This is a genomic window from Paracoccus sp. KKT209, assembly GCF_055635455.1.
This window is the reverse complement of sequence record NZ_JBVMWB010000002.1, coordinates 109,724-124,309: the sequence shown is the minus strand read 5'-3', so window position 1 is coordinate 124,309 and position 14,586 is coordinate 109,724. Positions and strand designations below refer to the sequence as shown.

Genomic DNA, 14,586 nt, shown 5'->3' with positions numbered 1-14,586 from the left:
ATGCTGTGCGTAAATCCGACCATCCGGACCGCCGAAGGGGACGCCATGACCGCTCTTGATTCCGCCGCCAAGTTCCAGCCCGAAGGCCCCCTTCTGGCCCGCCTGATCGCCGAGGCCGGCCTGTCCGACCAGACCCGTGCCCGCATCAGCGCACGCGCCGCCGACCTGATCCGCCGCATCCGCGCCCAGTCCAAGCCCACGATGATGGAGCTGATGCTGGGCGAATACGGCCTGTCCACGCGCGAGGGCGTGGCCCTGATGTGCCTGGCCGAGGCGATGCTGCGCGTCCCGGACCGTGCCACCATCGACGCGCTGATCGAGGACAAGATCGCGCCCTCGGACTGGGGACGCCACTTGGGCGAAAGCGCCTCCAGCCTGGTGAACGCCTCGACCTGGGCGCTGATGCTGACGGGCCGCGTGCTGGACGATCCGCAGCCGGGCCTGGCCGGCACCCTGCGCGGCGCGATCCGCCGCCTTGGAGAGCCGGTGATCCGCACCGCCGTCACCCGCGCCATGCGCGAGATGGGCCGCCAGTTCGTCCTGGGCCAGACCATCGAGGCCGCGCTGGAACGTGCGAAGGGGCAGGAGGCCAAGGGCTATTCCTACAGCTACGACATGCTGGGCGAGGCGGCCATGACAGCCGAGGATGCCGCCCGCTATGCCAGCGAATACCGCAAGGCGATCGCCGCCATCGCGGGCTCCTGCGACAAGGGGTCGGTCGCGCGCAATCCCGGGATCTCGATCAAGCTGTCAGCCCTGCATCCCCGCTACGAGGTGGCGCACGAGGATCGCGTCATGGCGGAACTGGTGCCGGTCGTGCGCGAGCTGGCGCGGCAGGCCAAGAGCGCCAACATGGGCCTGAACATCGATGCCGAGGAACAGGACCGTCTGGCCCTGTCGCTGAAGGTGATCGAGGCCGTGCTGTCGGACCCCGCGCTGGCGGGCTGGGACGGCTTCGGGATCGTGGTGCAGGCCTATGGCAAGCGCGCGGGCGCGGTCATCGACCGGCTGCACGAGATGGCCACGCGCCATGACCGCCGCATCATGGTCCGCCTGGTCAAGGGCGCCTATTGGGACACCGAGATCAAGCGCGCCCAGGTCGAAGGGTTCGTGGACTTTCCGCTGTTCACAAGCAAGACGGCGACCGATGTCAGCTATGTCGCACTGGCCCGCAAGCTGCTGTCGATGTCCGACCGGATCTATCCGCAGTTCGCCACCCACAACGCCCATTCCGTGGCCGCCGTGCTGGAGATGGCCGGCGACACGCCCTTCGAATTCCAGCGCCTGCACGGTATGGGCGAACGGCTGCATGACATCGTCCTGAAGGACCAGGGCACGCGCTGCCGCATCTATGCCCCGGTGGGCGCGCATCGGGACCTGCTGGCCTATTTGGTCCGCCGCCTTCTGGAAAACGGCGCCAATTCCAGCTTCGTCAACCAGATCGTCGACGAGGAGGTGACCCCCGAGGAGATCGCCCGCGATCCCTTCGACGCGCTGGCCACCGCCCATGCGCCCGCCGCGCTGCTGGCCCCGCAGGCAATCTATGGCGCGGGCAGGAGCAACTCGCGCGGCTTCGACCTTACGGCCGGGGACGTGCTGCAACAGATCTTTGCGGCGCGCGACGGTGCCGTAGAGGACGCCGCGCCGCTGGTCCATGATCAGGCCGCCCCTTCGGGCTCAGCGCCGTCGCCCGTGACGAACCCCGCCACCGGGGCGGCCGTCGCGCGGGTGACCGAGGCCGACGCGGCGACCGTCGCGCATGCCATCGCCGCCGCTGCCCCCTGGACCGCCCCCGCCCATGAACGCGCCGCGATGCTACGCCGCGCCGCCGACCTCTACGAGGCCGATTTCGGCCCGATCTTCGGCATCCTGGCGCGCGAGGCCGGCAAGACCCTTAACGATGCCGTGGCCGAGCTGCGCGAGGCGGTGGATTTCCTGCGCTATTATGCCCAGCAGGGTGAGGGCAGCGACCAGGCCCCGCGCGGCATCATCGCCGCGATCAGCCCTTGGAACTTTCCCTTGGCGATCTTCACGGGCCAGATCGCGGCCGCGCTGATGGCCGGCAATGCGGTGCTGGCCAAGCCCGCGGAACAGACACCCCTGATCGCGTCCCATGCCGTGCACCTGCTGCACCGGGCGGGCGTCCCGACCTCCGCGCTGCAGCTGCTGCCGGGCGACGGCGGCACGGTTGGCGCAGCGTTGACCCGCGACCCGCGCATCAAGGGCGTGGTCTTCACCGGCGGCACCGACACGGCCCGGCTGATCGCCACCAGCATGGCCCGGCACATGGAGCCCGGCACGCCGCTGATCGCCGAAACCGGCGGCCTGAACGCGATGATCGTGGACAGCACCGCCCTGCCCGAACAGGCGGTGCGCGACATCGTCGCCTCCAGCTTCCGCTCGGCCGGTCAGCGGTGCTCGGCCCTGCGTTGCCTCTATGTGCAGGAGGACGTGGCCCCGCATGTCATCCGCATGATCCAGGGCGCGATGGACCAGCTGCGCGTGGGCGATCCCTGGGATCTGGCCACCGATGTGGGCCCGGTCATCGATGCCGAGGCGCAGGAGGGGATCCGGGCCTATCTGGACCAGCACCGCGACCGCATCCTGCACCAGCTGGACGCTCCGGCGACCGGGCATTTCGTGCCGCCAACCCTGATGCGGGTGGCGGGGATCGAGGACCTGGAGCGCGAGATCTTCGGCCCCGTCCTGCATGTCGCGACCTACCGGGCGCGGGACCTGGACCGGGTCGTAGCGGCCATCAACGGGCGCGGCTATGGGCTGACCTTCGGCCTGCACACGCGCATCGACAGCCGCGTGCAGGAGGTGACCGAGGCGGTCCATGTCGGCAACATCTATGTGAACCGCAACCAGGTCGGCGCGACCGTGGGCAGCCAGCCCTTTGGGGGCGAGGGCCTGTCGGGGACCGGGCCCAAGGCGGGGGGGCCGCTCTACCTGCCGCGGTTCTTTGCACCTGAACAGCCGACGGCCAAACCGACGCCGTGGCCGTCAAAGGACGACACCAGCCGACTGACGCGCGCCCTGTCGACGCCACCCGCCGCCCCTGCCCTAAGCGAGCAGCTGATGCCTGGCCCCACCGGAGAGCTGAACCGGCTGCAGATCCTGGCACGTGGCCCGATCCTCTGCATGGGTCCCGGTGCCGATGCCACCCGCGCACAGGTTGCCGCGGTCACGGCGGGCGGGGGCCAGCCGGTGGCGGCCGAAGGCGCCTTGGACCCGCAGGCGCTGACATCGCTGCAGGGGGTGACGGGCGTCCTCTGGTGGGGCGATGCCGAGACCGGGCGGGCGCTGTCGGCGGCGCTGGCGGAACGCCCGGGACCGATCGTGCCGCTGATCAACGCCCTGCCCGATGCAGGATACCTGTGCCATGAACGCCATCTCTGCGTGGACACCACCGCGGCGGGCGGCAACGCCGCGCTGCTGGCAGGCTGACAGCAGGCCCCGGCCTTGCCATCCCCGCGCGCCCGGTCCATCAACGGTCCGGGCGCTTGTCTTGCGTCCGTGGAAGGGATTCGTCCCCGGTGGGGCGGCCGGACTTCAAATCCGGTTGGGGCAGCGAGCCTGTCCCGGGTGGGTTCGACTCCCATTCCCTTCCGCCAATCGGACAATGATCACAGGCCCTGATGACCCAGCACGCAACCGATTTCGACGAATGGCTGGCCGAGACCTGGGAGCAGACCGCCTCGGGCGACGGCTTCACGATGCTGCTGGTGCTGATCGGTCTGGGCAGCGGCCGGGTGGACATCCTGCGATCCGCCCATCTGCATGTCATCGGCGATGATCTGGACTGGCCGGGGCTTGTTGCGCATCTTGAGGGCGCGCAGGTACCGTGGGACGCAGTGGCCCTTTATCGTGCCGGACGCGAGGGGCTGGTGCCGGATGATCTGGCACGCAGCCGGCTGGCGTCGCTGGTCAAGGCGCTGCAGGGCGACCGGACCCTGCTGCGCGACGCCGAATTCCTGAACCGCGACGGGTTGCGGCTCCGCCTGGACGAGGCCTAGGTCAGCACTCGGGAACAGGTTCCGCGCTGCCCCTCAGGTCCAGCCCCCGGGCGGTCGGGGGCTGCCAGGTGGGTGAATCCGGCACGGCGCCTTGGGTATTCGTTCCCAGCTGCGACCCCCCCGTGCCGCCGGTCCAGCCGGTCGTGCCGGTGTTCTCGGGCGCCGTGCCGTCCTCGGACGGGTCGGGCTGGGTGGCGGGCTGGGCCTGGGTATCGGCGGTCGGACATTCCGGCGCCTCGCTGAGCCGGGAGTCCTGGGCCGCGGCCGGCACCGACAGCCCGACCAGCAGCGCCAGCGCCAGGGGGGAAAGGGAACGCAACATGAGGGGCCTCGCAGGTTTTGCTCTGGGGCAACGCCGCTGCCTTCTGCCGGTTCCTGTCAGGCCAAGGCCTTCAGCACCGCGTCGGTGATCGTGTCGGTCCGGTCGCGGCCGGGCACGGTCCCGACGCCCTTCGCGGTCACGACCTCCATCGCGGCCATCATCCGGGCGGCGGGGTCGGCCTGGCCCAGATGCTCCAGCATCATCGCCGCCGACCAGATGGCCGCCATCGGGTTGGCGATCCCCTTGTCCGCGATGTCGGGGGCCGAGCCATGCACCGGTTCGAACATCGAGGGGGCGCTGCGATCCGGGTTGATATTGGCCGAGGCCGCAAAGCCCAGGCCGCCCTGGATCGCCGCCCCGAGGTCGGTCAGGATGTCCCCGAACAGGTTCGACGCCACGACCACGTCCAGGCTTTCGGGCGCCATCACCATCCGCGCGCACATGGCGTCGATGTGATAGCGGCTCACCGTCACATCGGGATATTCACCCGCCAACCGGTCGGTGATCTCGTCCCAGAAGACCATCGTGTGGCGCTGTGCGTTCGATTTCGTGACCGAGGCCAGCTGCCCGCGCCGCCCACGCGCCTGTTCAAAGGCAAAGCGCAGGATGCGCTCGACCCCTGTGCGGGTGAAGACCGAGGTCTCGACGGCCACCTCGTCCGGCGTGCCCTGGTGGACGCGACCGCCGGCGCCGGAATATTCGCCCTCGGTGTTCTCGCGGATGCAGAGGATGTCGAAGTCGCGCGTCTTCAGCGGCCCCTCGACGCCCGGCAGCAGGCGATGGGGGCGGATGTTGGCGTATTGGACAAAGGCCTTGCGGATCGGCAGCAGCAGCCCGTGCAGCGACACGCTGTCGGGAACGCGCGCGGGCCAGCCCACCGCCCCCAGCAGGATCGCGTCGAAGCCGCGCAGGGTGTCGATCCCGTCCTCGGGCATCATCCGCCCATGGGCCAGGTAATGGTCGCAGGACCAGGGGAAGGTCTCTGTCTCCAGCGCCGCCCCGGCCGCGCGCGCCACGGCGATGGCGGCCTCGGTCACGGGTACGCCGATGCCGTCTCCGGGGATCAGGGCGATGCGGTGGGTCATGGGAGCCTCCTTGTTGGTGGCGTCGGGCTAGCGCGCCCTGCCCCGCGTCACAAGCGGGAACAATATCCGGCGGTCCCGGTTCATCCACCCAATTCGGACGATGGAGGCTTTGATGAAGGCACTGACATGGCACGGCAAGGGCGACATCCGGTACGAGACAGTCGACGACCCCCGCATCGAGGAACCAGATGACATCATCATCAAGGTGACCGCCTGCGCCATCTGCGGGTCCGACCTGCACCTGATGGACGGCTGCATGCCGACGATGGAGTCAGGCGACGTCCTGGGCCACGAAACCATGGGCGAGGTGGTCGAGACGGGCTCGGGCCACAGCAAGTTCAAGCAGGGCGACAAGGTCGTCGTCCCCTTCAACTTGGCCTGCGGGCAGTGCTTCTTCTGCCAGAAGCAGCTCTATTCGCTCTGCGACCGCTCGAACCGCAATGCCGAAATGGCGGCAAAGGTGATGGGCCAGTCGCCCTCGGGCCTGTTCGGTTATTCCCATATGCTGGGGGGCTATTCCGGTGGCCAAGCCGATTATCTGCGCGTGCCTTATGGCAGCGTGGGTCCCATCGCGGTCCCGCAGGGGATGGACGATGAGGAGGTGCTGTTCCTGTCTGACATCCTGCCGACCGGCTGGATGGCGGCCGAACACGCGAATATCCAGCCGGGTGACACCGTGGCGATCTGGGGGTGCGGGCCGGTCGGCCAGATGGCGATCCTTTCGGCCTGGCTGCAAGGTGCGGGCCGGGTGATTGCCATTGACAAGGTGCCCGAGCGCCTGGCCATGGCGCGCGACAAGGGCCGCGCCGAGACCATCGATTTCAGCGAGACCGATGTCTACGACGCGCTGATGGAAATGACCGGCGGCCGCGGCCCCGACAGCTGCATCGATTGCGTGGGCACGGAAGCCGCGCCGGATTCCGGGCTGATGGCGCGAGTGGACCGGGTCAAGCAGGCGCTCTACCTGGGCACGGACCGTCCCGACGTGCTGCGCGAGATCATCATGTGCTGCCGCAAGGGAGGAACGCTGTCGATCCCGGGGGTTTATATCGGCGTCGTGGACAAGCTGCCGATGGGCGCGCTGATGAACAAGGGCCTGACCCTGCGCACCGGCCAGACCCATTGCCAGCGCTACCTGCCCCACCTGCTGAACCTAATCCAGGAGGGCGAGATCGACACCACCTTCCTGATCACCCACCGAGCCGACCTGTCCGAAGGACCCGAGCTTTACAAGAGGTTCCGGGACAAGGACGACGGCTGCATCAAGGTCGTGCTGCGCCCGAACGGCTGACACCGCGCGATCCCCTGATTGACCGGGCGGGCGGGAACATAACCCGGACCGCCCGGTTAAGCGGTCCTGCGGGGGCGACCCCTGCCATATCCCTTCACCAAGGAATGCATGATGAGTACGAAGACGCTGGAAAACCTGTTCCATGAAACGCTGAAGGACATCTATTACGCCGAGCGCAAGATCCTGAAGGCGCTGCCCAAGATGGCCCGTGCCGCGCAGTCGGAAGAGCTGAAAGCCGCCTTCCAGCACCACCGCGAGGAAACCCAGGGCCAGATCGAGCGCCTGCAGGAGGTCTTTGAACTGCTGGGCAAGTCGCCGCGCGGCAAGACCTGCGAGGCCATCGACGGGATCATCTCCGAGGGCGAGGAGATCATGGACGAGTTCAAGGGCTCACCCGCCTTGGATGCCGGTCTTGTTGCAGCCGCTCAGGCCGTCGAACATTACGAGATCGCCCGCTATGGTACGCTGAAGTCCTGGGCCGAGCTGCTGAAGATGACCGATGCGGCCGCGCTGCTGAACCAGACCTTGGAAGAAGAATCGGCCACCGACGAGAAGCTGACCACGCTGGCCGAAGGCAGCGCCAACCCGGCGGCGATCGAAGCCGCCTGAGGACCACCGTCTTTCGCGGCCCCGCCTTCGTGGCGGGGCCTTTTTTGCGTTTTGAGCCGCAGCTGGGAATGGCCCTGCAGTGCCGGTGGACCCCGTTTGCCCGCCAAGCGTTTCCTCACGGAGCGAAGATGTTCGAACACAAGGAGTGGATGATGAGCGATACCATATTGACGCTGGACGGTGGCCCGCAATTGACCGGCAAGATCACCGAAAGCGGCGGCGACTATATCAGGATCCGTGCCATCACCGAGATGACGCAGGACCAGCTGGCGCAATATGCCGAAGGGCAGATCGAAATCGATGGCAAGGAGGTTCGGGTGCTGATGGAAAGTGCCATGCCGTCCCAGGATGATCAGGACGCCTTCGATCTGACGATGCGGAGGATGACGCCCCCGGTTTGAGGGGATGTGGCGCAAATGTCAGGACACGAGTTTGGTGGCGCTCCTTCATGAGGTGCCAATGTCACGCTTCAGCGCCGCGCCGCTGTACAACTTCTATCCGTTTCCTAAGGAAGGCTGATGTATAGGAGACCGTGTAGATGCCAGCCGTCTTGTCCCTCAACGAGGAATCGAAGACTTCAGCGATATGCTTGACTGGGCGAACAGTCGCCAGAGAGCGTGCCCATAGGGCTGGGCCCGTGCCGCAGATCGCCATGCGACCTGTGCGCCATTAGCGATGGAACCTGTGGGGCCAATCCGGGTCGGCGGTCCGATTCTACCCCTCGCCAGCAGCAGGTAGGTTCCACCCTCAAGCCTGCCTGCACTGGCCGTTCTGACATATTTGGCCTTGGGATCTGCAAACCCCGGTCATTTCATGAACTTCCTGAAACGAGTCCTCTTTCTACGTCTACGCCAGCTTGCCCTGTGCCTTCAACGCAGCCTGCAGGCGCGCCACCAAGGCACGAAGCTCCTCGGAAAGGGGCTGCTGCTCATACTGCGCCCACAACTGCGCCAGGTGCTGGTCGACGGGGTCGTCGCGGCGGCGTTCGTCTTCTGTCATTTCGGCGGGCCTCCGATCCAGAGCTTTGGCAGTGAAAGCAGGCAAAAACACGAGGATGGCCGCCTCGTCGATGCAACCCTCACCCCGTTGTGACAGCCATCTGTGCACGAACGGTTAATTTGCGCGCGACATTTTGACCGCAGTCGCCGGTTCTTGTGTCCTGATGGCGGAGAACCGGTCGCCAGCCTTCGGGAACTGATGTAAGTTAGCGCGATTGATGTGGAGCAAGTGCATGTGCGGCAGCCCGGATTCTCGACTTGGACAGGCCCTGACCGCATTGCGGCAGGCGATGGATGCGGAACCCTTGTCCGAGCGCGTCTTGGACTTGACAGCGCAGCTTGCTGCCGCACTCGAAGCTCAGCAATCCACGGGCGAACCTGCGACCGGGATCCACGCCAACCTGCACTCGGCCCCCCCCTCAGAGGGGGCTGACCCTTCGCCCTTGGCTCAGAAATAGGCCCAGAGCAGCAAAAGGATCGCCACGACCACAAGCGTGACTGGCAGGACCAAGCGCCCCATGCTGCCAAATCCCGGATCGGGGTTTGGATCGTCATCTGTCCTGCCCGGGGGGCGCCGAATCTCCTGGTCATGCGCAATTCCTGCCTCTCGGGCCGTGACCGGATGTCCGCCGGCCTCGGCATCCGTCCCAAGCGGAGCTGCGGCCGGGTCGGGGTAGTCGACCTTGTCGGCCGCCTGACCATGGTCGACCCCCTGTCGCAGCGTTTCGGCGGTCTCGGTTTTCCGGTCCATGTGAACCTCCTTTCGAACGGGAACGCGGCCAAGCCTGCACCCCCAAGCCTGCCGGCGCTTGGCTGATGCGGCGCCGACAAGAATGCTCCCGCCGTCTTCAATAGGTCGAGGGCGGATCGCTGGCCGGGAAGGATTCGTCCACGGCCTCGTCCACCTCGTCCCAATCGGGCGGGGGGTTTTTCATCTGTCCCGGTCCGGCATCACGGACCGAATCGCGCGGCCCTTGCGAATGGCGGCTCGGAGTTGCGCGCAGCAGGGTCGGGATGGCCAACCCGGCCAGGACGCCGATCCCAAAAATCACGGAGGCTGAACCTCTCATCACGACACCTCTTTCTTTTGATCAGATCATCGGCTTGCCGCCGGTGACGGCAATCGTGGCGCCCGAGACATAGCTGGCCATGTCCTCGGCCAGCATGACATAGGCGGCCGCCAGTTCGACCGGCTGCGCCGGGCGTTTCATCGGATAGTTCGCGCCGAACTGCGACACGGCCTCGGCCTCGAAGCTGCCGGGGATCAGCGGGGTCCAGACCGGGCCGGGCGCAACGCAGTTCACGCGCACGCCCTTCTCCGCCACCATCTGCGCCAGCCCCATGGTGAAATTCTGGATCGCCCCCTTGGTCGTGGCATAGGCCAAGAGCGCCGGGCTGGGCTGGTCCGAATTGATGGATGCCGTGTTGATGATCGACGCACCCTTCTTCAGATGCGGCATCGCGGCCTTGCACAGATAGAAGATGGCGTCGATGTTCGTGGCGAAGGTCTTGCGCCATTCCTCGTCCGAGATCTCCTCGATGCTGTCGAACAGGTCCTGATGCGCGGCGTTGTTCACCAGCACGTCCAGTTGGCCCCATTCGCCGACCACCTTGTCGATCATCTTGCGGCAGTGCTCCGGGTCACCGATGTCGCCCTCCAGGCGCAGACAGCGGCGACCCGCCCCCTCGATCAGTTCGGCCGTCGAGCGGGCGTCGTCGCTTTCGGACAGATAGGAAATCGCCACATCGGCCCCTTCACGGGCATAGGCGATCGCCACCGCCCGCCCGATGCCGCTGTCGCCCCCGGTGATCAGGGCGCATTTTCCCTCCAGCCTCCCTGCTCCGCGCCAGCTCTCCTCGCCGTGATCGGGCACCGGGTCCATCTTAGCGAAGCTGCCAGGCAGATCCTGCGTCTGCGGCGGGAAGGGCGGCTTGGGATAGTCGGTCATCAGGAGCTCCTGGATCTTGGGGCGGCGAAGTCATTGCTCTTCGGCGGTCCCAACCGGCTGTCTGTCGGAATGTTCCCGCGCCGCGTGCAAAGAACCTGCTCCGCCGGCCGTGCGTCCCAGACCAATTGAGCAAAAAGACGCGCGTTCCCCTTCGGATGCGGAACCGATGCAAGCCGTCCTGCATTGGCCCGTGTCAGGGGCGCGCCGACGGAAGGACAGGGATGTCAGACGACCTAATCGACCACGTCCGTGCACTGCGAGCCTACGGACAATCGCTTTGCGGAAACCCCACCGAAGCCGAGGATCTGGTCCAGGAAACGCTGGTGCGGGCGATTGAACATGCCGACAGCTACAAGCCCGGCACCTATATGCGGGCGTGGCTGTTCACCATCATGCGCAACCGCTTCTACACCAATCGCAAGAAGTCGTCGCGCGAGCCGACCGGGGCTGCGGATTGTGTCTCCTTCGGACCCTCCACTCCGGCCACTCAGGAATGGCACATCCGCGGAAGGGAGATGTGGCGCGCATTGGACCAGATGCCCACCCATTATCGCGAGGCCATCGTGCTGGTGGGCGTCATCGGCGAAAGCTATATCGACGCGGCCCAGATCCTGGGTTGTGACATCGGCACGGTGAAAAGCCGCATCTCCCGCGCCCGGGCCATCCTGCGCAAGTCGATCGACCCGCCGGATTGAGCGCGGATCCGTCTTCTCGTTCAAGTCACATCGGTCAGAGCGTGTCGATCCGGACGGAGTGGACGGAAGGATCGCAGCGCCGCGCGGCCATCTCCAAGCGTGCCAGAAGATGCGTGCGCACATAGGTCGCATGAAAGCGTGACGGTGCTGATAGGTGCAGAACCGCAGCCCCCTGCCCCGCCTCATCCGCCGTTTCGACCAGCGGCGCGAACCAGGCGTCGAACATCACCGGATCCTCGGCCAGAAGGCGCGTCCGCACAGCGCCCCACAGCCCGTCCTGGATAGCGATGTCGTGGCGGCGAAAGGGCACGACATTCGCACTACCGTCGGCTGCCGCTTCCGGCCCCATACCGCGATCCGTCATCCGGGCGACATAATCTTCGCCGATATTCGGCCAAGCCGGGCGGCTGTCCAGCAGCATCCGCTGCAGGTCCAGCCCCAGCACCGACACCCTGCCCCGCGCCCCCTGCCGCTTGACCACAACCCATCCCATCGCCCGCAGTCGCGCCATGTCGCGCTTGACCGTCCGTTCGTCGACGCACCACAGCCGGGCGATCTCTCTCTGCCCGACCGTCAGCTCGTCCCGCTGCCAGTTGTAGCGACTGGTGATCAGCGACATCAGCCGCAGGACCAGCCGCTGCAGCTGCGGCTCGCCCGCCAGGCCATGAGCCATCAGCGCCGACAGGATGTCGTATTTCTTTGCCGCCGCCTCGCGTCCGACGGGCCGGGTCACCTGCATTGCCGCTCCTGCTGCCGGATCACCCGGTCTGCCTGCATTGGCTTGAGTCTGCCGGGGACCCTCAGGGAAGTGCTCCAACGTCTTTCGCCAACCTGACTGCATTAGCGTCCTGTTTCTTCTCCCTGTCAAGCAGCTAGGTCCGGCGCCGCCGGATCCGGGTCTTTATCATTATGGAAATCCGGTATCACTGGTATAGGGGGACGTTCAACATGTCCCGTATTTGCCCCGGAATGTCCCCCAATTTGTGGGGGGCGGGGCGGTCGCGTCCCCCATTTCTGGCTCTGCGTTCCCGTCCGGGATGCGCTACGGGCGCGGGTTAGCCTTTAGCGATTCGCGCAACAGGTGCTGGATCGGGTGTCGTATCGGCTTTAGTGAACAACGCTTTTGCCAAAAGCACAAATCCGGCGTAAAAGCGGAAGGAGCAATAATCTGCGTCCTTTGAAACAGGCACAACATGTATACTCACGAAGACCTCGCGCGGCTGCAATCCCAGTCACTCAAGATGCAGGGCTGGATCCGCCGCCAGACCTTCAGTCCGGCGAACGAGAAGACCCTGCGGCGCTTTTCCAGCTGGGAGGTGTCCGAGCTGATCTTTCGCATCAACCAGTCGACCTTCCGCGGCAAGCTGGCCGCGGACCCGAACCTTCCCCTCGGGGAAGTCGAGGAAGACGGTCGCCAGCGCTGGTTCAGCCTCGAGGAAGTGAACGAGCTGCGCCGCCGGGTCCGCATCAACAAGAAGACGCTTATGCCGCCGCGCCCTGAGGGCAAGCGCGCCTTCCGCGCCGCCATCGCCAACTTCAAGGGCGGCGCCGGCAAGTCCACGGTGGCCCTGCACTTCGCGCATGCCGCGGCGCTGGATGGCTATCGTGTCCTGGTCGTTGACTTCGACCCGCAGGCGACGCTGTCCCACAGCATGGGCCTGACGGACGTCGGAGAGGATCATACGGTCTGGGGCATCATGGCCCGCGACCTGGAGCGCGAGACGGACCGCATGAACACCGCCTCCGCCGGCGCGGAGAGCGGCACCGCCCTGCCCCATCGCAAGTTGCCGGCTTCGATCCGTGACATGGGCTTGGGCACGCTGCGCCCGGCGGACTTCATCAAGCCGACGGCTTGGCCCACCATCGACATCGTTCCCAGCTGCGCCAACGCCGCCTTCGTTGAGTTCGCCAGCGCCCAATACCGGCACCTGAACCCGGAATGGACCTTCTTTGGTGCCGTGTCGCGCTTTCTCGACAGCCTGGCGGACGATGCCTATGACCTGATCCTCTTCGACTGCCCGCCGGCGATCGGCTATCAGTCGATGAACGCGGTCTTTGCCGCGGACATGCTCTATATCCCCTCAGGGCCCGGCTACTGGGAATACGATTCGACCACCAGCTTCATCGGTCAGCTGGCCGAGGCCCTGGAGGATCTGTCCCACGGCTTCGAGAACTTCCCCACGGGGAAGATCGCCCTTCCCAAGGCGTTCGCCGATGTGCGCTTCCTGATGACCCGTTTCGAGCCCTCAAACGAGCTGCATCAAGCAATGTTCGGGGCCTTTCGCCAGGTCTTTGGCGATCGCCTGGCCGAGAACCCGATCGAGCTTACCCGCGCGGTTGAGCAGTCGGGTCGCTTCCTCAGCTCGATCTATGAGATCGATTACCGAGAGATGACACGCGGCACCTGGCGCCGGGCGCGCGCGACCTTTGATCAGGCCTATGAGGAATTCCGCGGCCATGTCCTGGCCGCTTGGACCCAGCTGGAGGATCACCCATGAGCCGCAAGCGCCGCATGTTCGATATCGACATTCCGGAGGACGATGTCAGCGACTTCCCCGCGGGGAAGGTCGATGCCCGGCGGGGGCCGATGGCGGCGGCCATCAGTGAAACGGCCGAGTCCGCCCGCGACCGCGCCAAGGTCGAGGCCGAAATCCGGGCGGAAAATGACGCGCTGGCACAAGAGCATGTCCGTCTGAAGCGCGCCGGCCTGATCACCGACATGATCCCGCTGGATGCGATCGATACGCAAAAACTGATCCGCGACCGCAAGCCCGTGGCCGATTTCGAGCTGGCGGAGCTGGTCGCGTCGATCCGCGACATCGGCCTTTCGAACCCGATCCGGGTCGAACCTGCGGGCGAGAGACGGTACGAACTGATCCAGGGCTGGCGCCGACTGTCCGCCTATCGGCAGCTGCTGGAGGAAACGGGCGATGCCGAGACCTGGGGGCGCATCCCGGCCGGCATCGCCGCCCGCGGCGATCAGATTGAGAGCCTTTACCGTCGTATGGTGGACGAGAACCTGGTCCGCAAGGACATCTCCTTTGCCGAAATGGCCCAACTGGCCGTCCATTATGCGATGGATCCTCTGACGGCTGAATCGGACGCCGAAAAGGCGGTTGCGATCCTCTTCAAGTCTGCCGGGTATCAAAAGCGCAGCTATATCCGCAACTTCATCCCTTTGGTCGAGCGATTGGGCGAGGTACTGCTTTATCCGCAGGAGATCCCGCGCGCCCTGGGCCTCGCGCTGGCGCAGCGGTTGGACGAGGTGCCGGGCTTGGTCGCGGCCATCAAGTCGGAGTTGAAGGACTGGGATACGCGCTCGATCACCGACGAATTGGGGGTTCTGCGACGCTATGCGGGGCAGGGGGCAGAGCCGCTGGCCCCCAATGAGGCACCGAAGGCCGCGGCTGCGCCGCCGCAGCCCGCCGCAAAGGCCAAGACGACGTTCCAGCTTCAGCGCCCGCAGGGCAGCGCCAAATGCACGGCTGCCAACGGCCGGCTGGAGATCCGCCTGCCGCGAGACTTCTCGGCCGTGGATCGCCGCAAGCTGGAAGCGGCGGTCGCGTCGATGCTTGATCAGATCGAGTGATCTTCCCCGCGGGGAAGAACGTATGCGGC

15 protein-coding genes and 1 tRNA gene are annotated in these 14,586 nt (G+C 66.1%); 10 read left to right on the top strand and 6 right to left on the bottom strand.

From position 1 onward, the window contains the following. Positions 1-45: 45 nt before the first annotated feature. From putA to ACZ2G3_RS16705, 3 genes are all read left to right on the top strand, one after another. Positions 46-3,450: a bifunctional proline dehydrogenase/L-glutamate gamma-semialdehyde dehydrogenase PutA gene (gene putA, locus ACZ2G3_RS16715; protein ID WP_470399596.1), complete on the top strand. Its 3,405-nt coding sequence runs from the start codon at positions 46-48 to the stop codon at positions 3,448-3,450. Between the two features lie 71 nt (positions 3,451-3,521). Next, positions 3,522-3,617, top strand: a tRNA-Sec gene (locus tag ACZ2G3_RS16710). A 24-nt stretch (positions 3,618-3,641) separates the two neighbouring features. Next, positions 3,642-4,019: a hypothetical protein gene (locus ACZ2G3_RS16705; protein WP_470399594.1), complete on the top strand. Its 378-nt coding sequence runs from the start codon at positions 3,642-3,644 to the stop codon at positions 4,017-4,019. 1 nt (position 4,020) lies between these two features. Here ACZ2G3_RS16705 and ACZ2G3_RS16700 read toward each other — a convergent pair whose 3' ends face one another. Together ACZ2G3_RS16700 and ACZ2G3_RS16695 are read right to left on the bottom strand one after the other, a co-directional pair. Then, positions 4,021-4,341 (bottom strand): hypothetical protein, encoded by a 321-nt coding sequence (locus tag ACZ2G3_RS16700; protein ID WP_458478778.1) that lies wholly within the window; start codon positions 4,339-4,341, stop codon positions 4,021-4,023. Between the two features lie 56 nt (positions 4,342-4,397). Further along, positions 4,398-5,426 carry a tartrate dehydrogenase gene (locus tag ACZ2G3_RS16695; RefSeq protein WP_470399593.1) on the bottom strand — a complete coding sequence of 343 codons (1,029 nt, stop codon included), beginning with the start codon at positions 5,424-5,426 and terminating at the stop codon, positions 4,398-4,400. 112 nt (positions 5,427-5,538) lie between these two features. On the opposite strand from ACZ2G3_RS16695, the gene ACZ2G3_RS16690 reads away from it, so the two are divergent. From ACZ2G3_RS16690 to ACZ2G3_RS16675, 4 genes are all read left to right on the top strand, one after another. Continuing rightward, positions 5,539-6,717 carry a zinc-dependent alcohol dehydrogenase gene (locus tag ACZ2G3_RS16690; RefSeq protein WP_470399592.1) on the top strand — a complete coding sequence of 393 codons (1,179 nt, stop codon included), beginning with the start codon at positions 5,539-5,541 and terminating at the stop codon, positions 6,715-6,717. Between the two features lie 111 nt (positions 6,718-6,828). Beyond that, positions 6,829-7,326: a YciE/YciF ferroxidase family protein gene (locus tag ACZ2G3_RS16685; RefSeq protein WP_470399590.1), complete on the top strand. Its 498-nt coding sequence runs from the start codon at positions 6,829-6,831 to the stop codon at positions 7,324-7,326. Between the two features lie 152 nt (positions 7,327-7,478). Beyond that, on the top strand, positions 7,479-7,727 hold the full coding sequence (locus tag ACZ2G3_RS16680; protein WP_470399588.1) for a hypothetical protein: 249 nt from the start codon (positions 7,479-7,481) through the stop codon (positions 7,725-7,727). 412 nt (positions 7,728-8,139) lie between these two features. Continuing rightward, on the top strand, positions 8,140-8,418 hold the full coding sequence (locus tag ACZ2G3_RS16675) for a hypothetical protein (RefSeq protein ID WP_470399587.1): 279 nt from the start codon (positions 8,140-8,142) through the stop codon (positions 8,416-8,418). A 354-nt stretch (positions 8,419-8,772) separates the two neighbouring features. Here ACZ2G3_RS16675 and ACZ2G3_RS16670 read toward each other — a convergent pair whose 3' ends face one another. The 3 genes from ACZ2G3_RS16670 to ACZ2G3_RS16660 all read right to left on the bottom strand — a co-directional run bounded on the left by ACZ2G3_RS16670 (position 8,773) and on the right by ACZ2G3_RS16660 (position 10,273). Then, positions 8,773-9,075 (bottom strand): hypothetical protein, encoded by a 303-nt coding sequence (locus ACZ2G3_RS16670; RefSeq protein WP_470399585.1) that lies wholly within the window; start codon positions 9,073-9,075, stop codon positions 8,773-8,775. A gap of 97 nt (positions 9,076-9,172) precedes the next feature. Then, positions 9,173-9,376, bottom strand: a complete 204-nt coding sequence (locus tag ACZ2G3_RS16665; protein ID WP_470399583.1) for a hypothetical protein — start codon at positions 9,374-9,376, stop codon at positions 9,173-9,175. 39 nt (positions 9,377-9,415) lie between these two features. Beyond that, positions 9,416-10,273, bottom strand: a complete 858-nt coding sequence (locus ACZ2G3_RS16660; RefSeq protein WP_419269527.1) for an SDR family oxidoreductase — start codon at positions 10,271-10,273, stop codon at positions 9,416-9,418. 221 nt (positions 10,274-10,494) lie between these two features. Here ACZ2G3_RS16660 and ACZ2G3_RS16655 point away from each other — a divergent pair, with 221 nt between their 5' ends. Beyond that, positions 10,495-10,968 (top strand): sigma-70 family RNA polymerase sigma factor, encoded by a 474-nt coding sequence (locus ACZ2G3_RS16655; RefSeq protein WP_419269528.1) that lies wholly within the window; start codon positions 10,495-10,497, stop codon positions 10,966-10,968. A gap of 34 nt (positions 10,969-11,002) precedes the next feature. Here the strand turns inward: ACZ2G3_RS16655 and ACZ2G3_RS16650 are convergent, their stop codons facing one another. Then, complete coding sequence (locus ACZ2G3_RS16650; protein ID WP_470399582.1) at positions 11,003-11,707, bottom strand: DnaA N-terminal domain-containing protein; 705 nt, start codon at positions 11,705-11,707, stop codon at positions 11,003-11,005. A 454-nt stretch (positions 11,708-12,161) separates the two neighbouring features. Between ACZ2G3_RS16650 and ACZ2G3_RS16645 the strand changes: the two genes are divergently transcribed. Further along, positions 12,162-13,466, top strand: a complete 1,305-nt coding sequence (locus tag ACZ2G3_RS16645; protein WP_470399580.1) for an AAA family ATPase — start codon at positions 12,162-12,164, stop codon at positions 13,464-13,466. Continuing rightward, positions 13,463-14,557, top strand: a complete 1,095-nt coding sequence (locus ACZ2G3_RS16640; protein WP_470399579.1) for a ParB/RepB/Spo0J family partition protein — start codon at positions 13,463-13,465, stop codon at positions 14,555-14,557. The genes ACZ2G3_RS16645 and ACZ2G3_RS16640 overlap by 4 nt, the downstream gene beginning before the upstream one ends. The last annotated feature ends 29 nt before the right edge of the window (positions 14,558-14,586 follow it).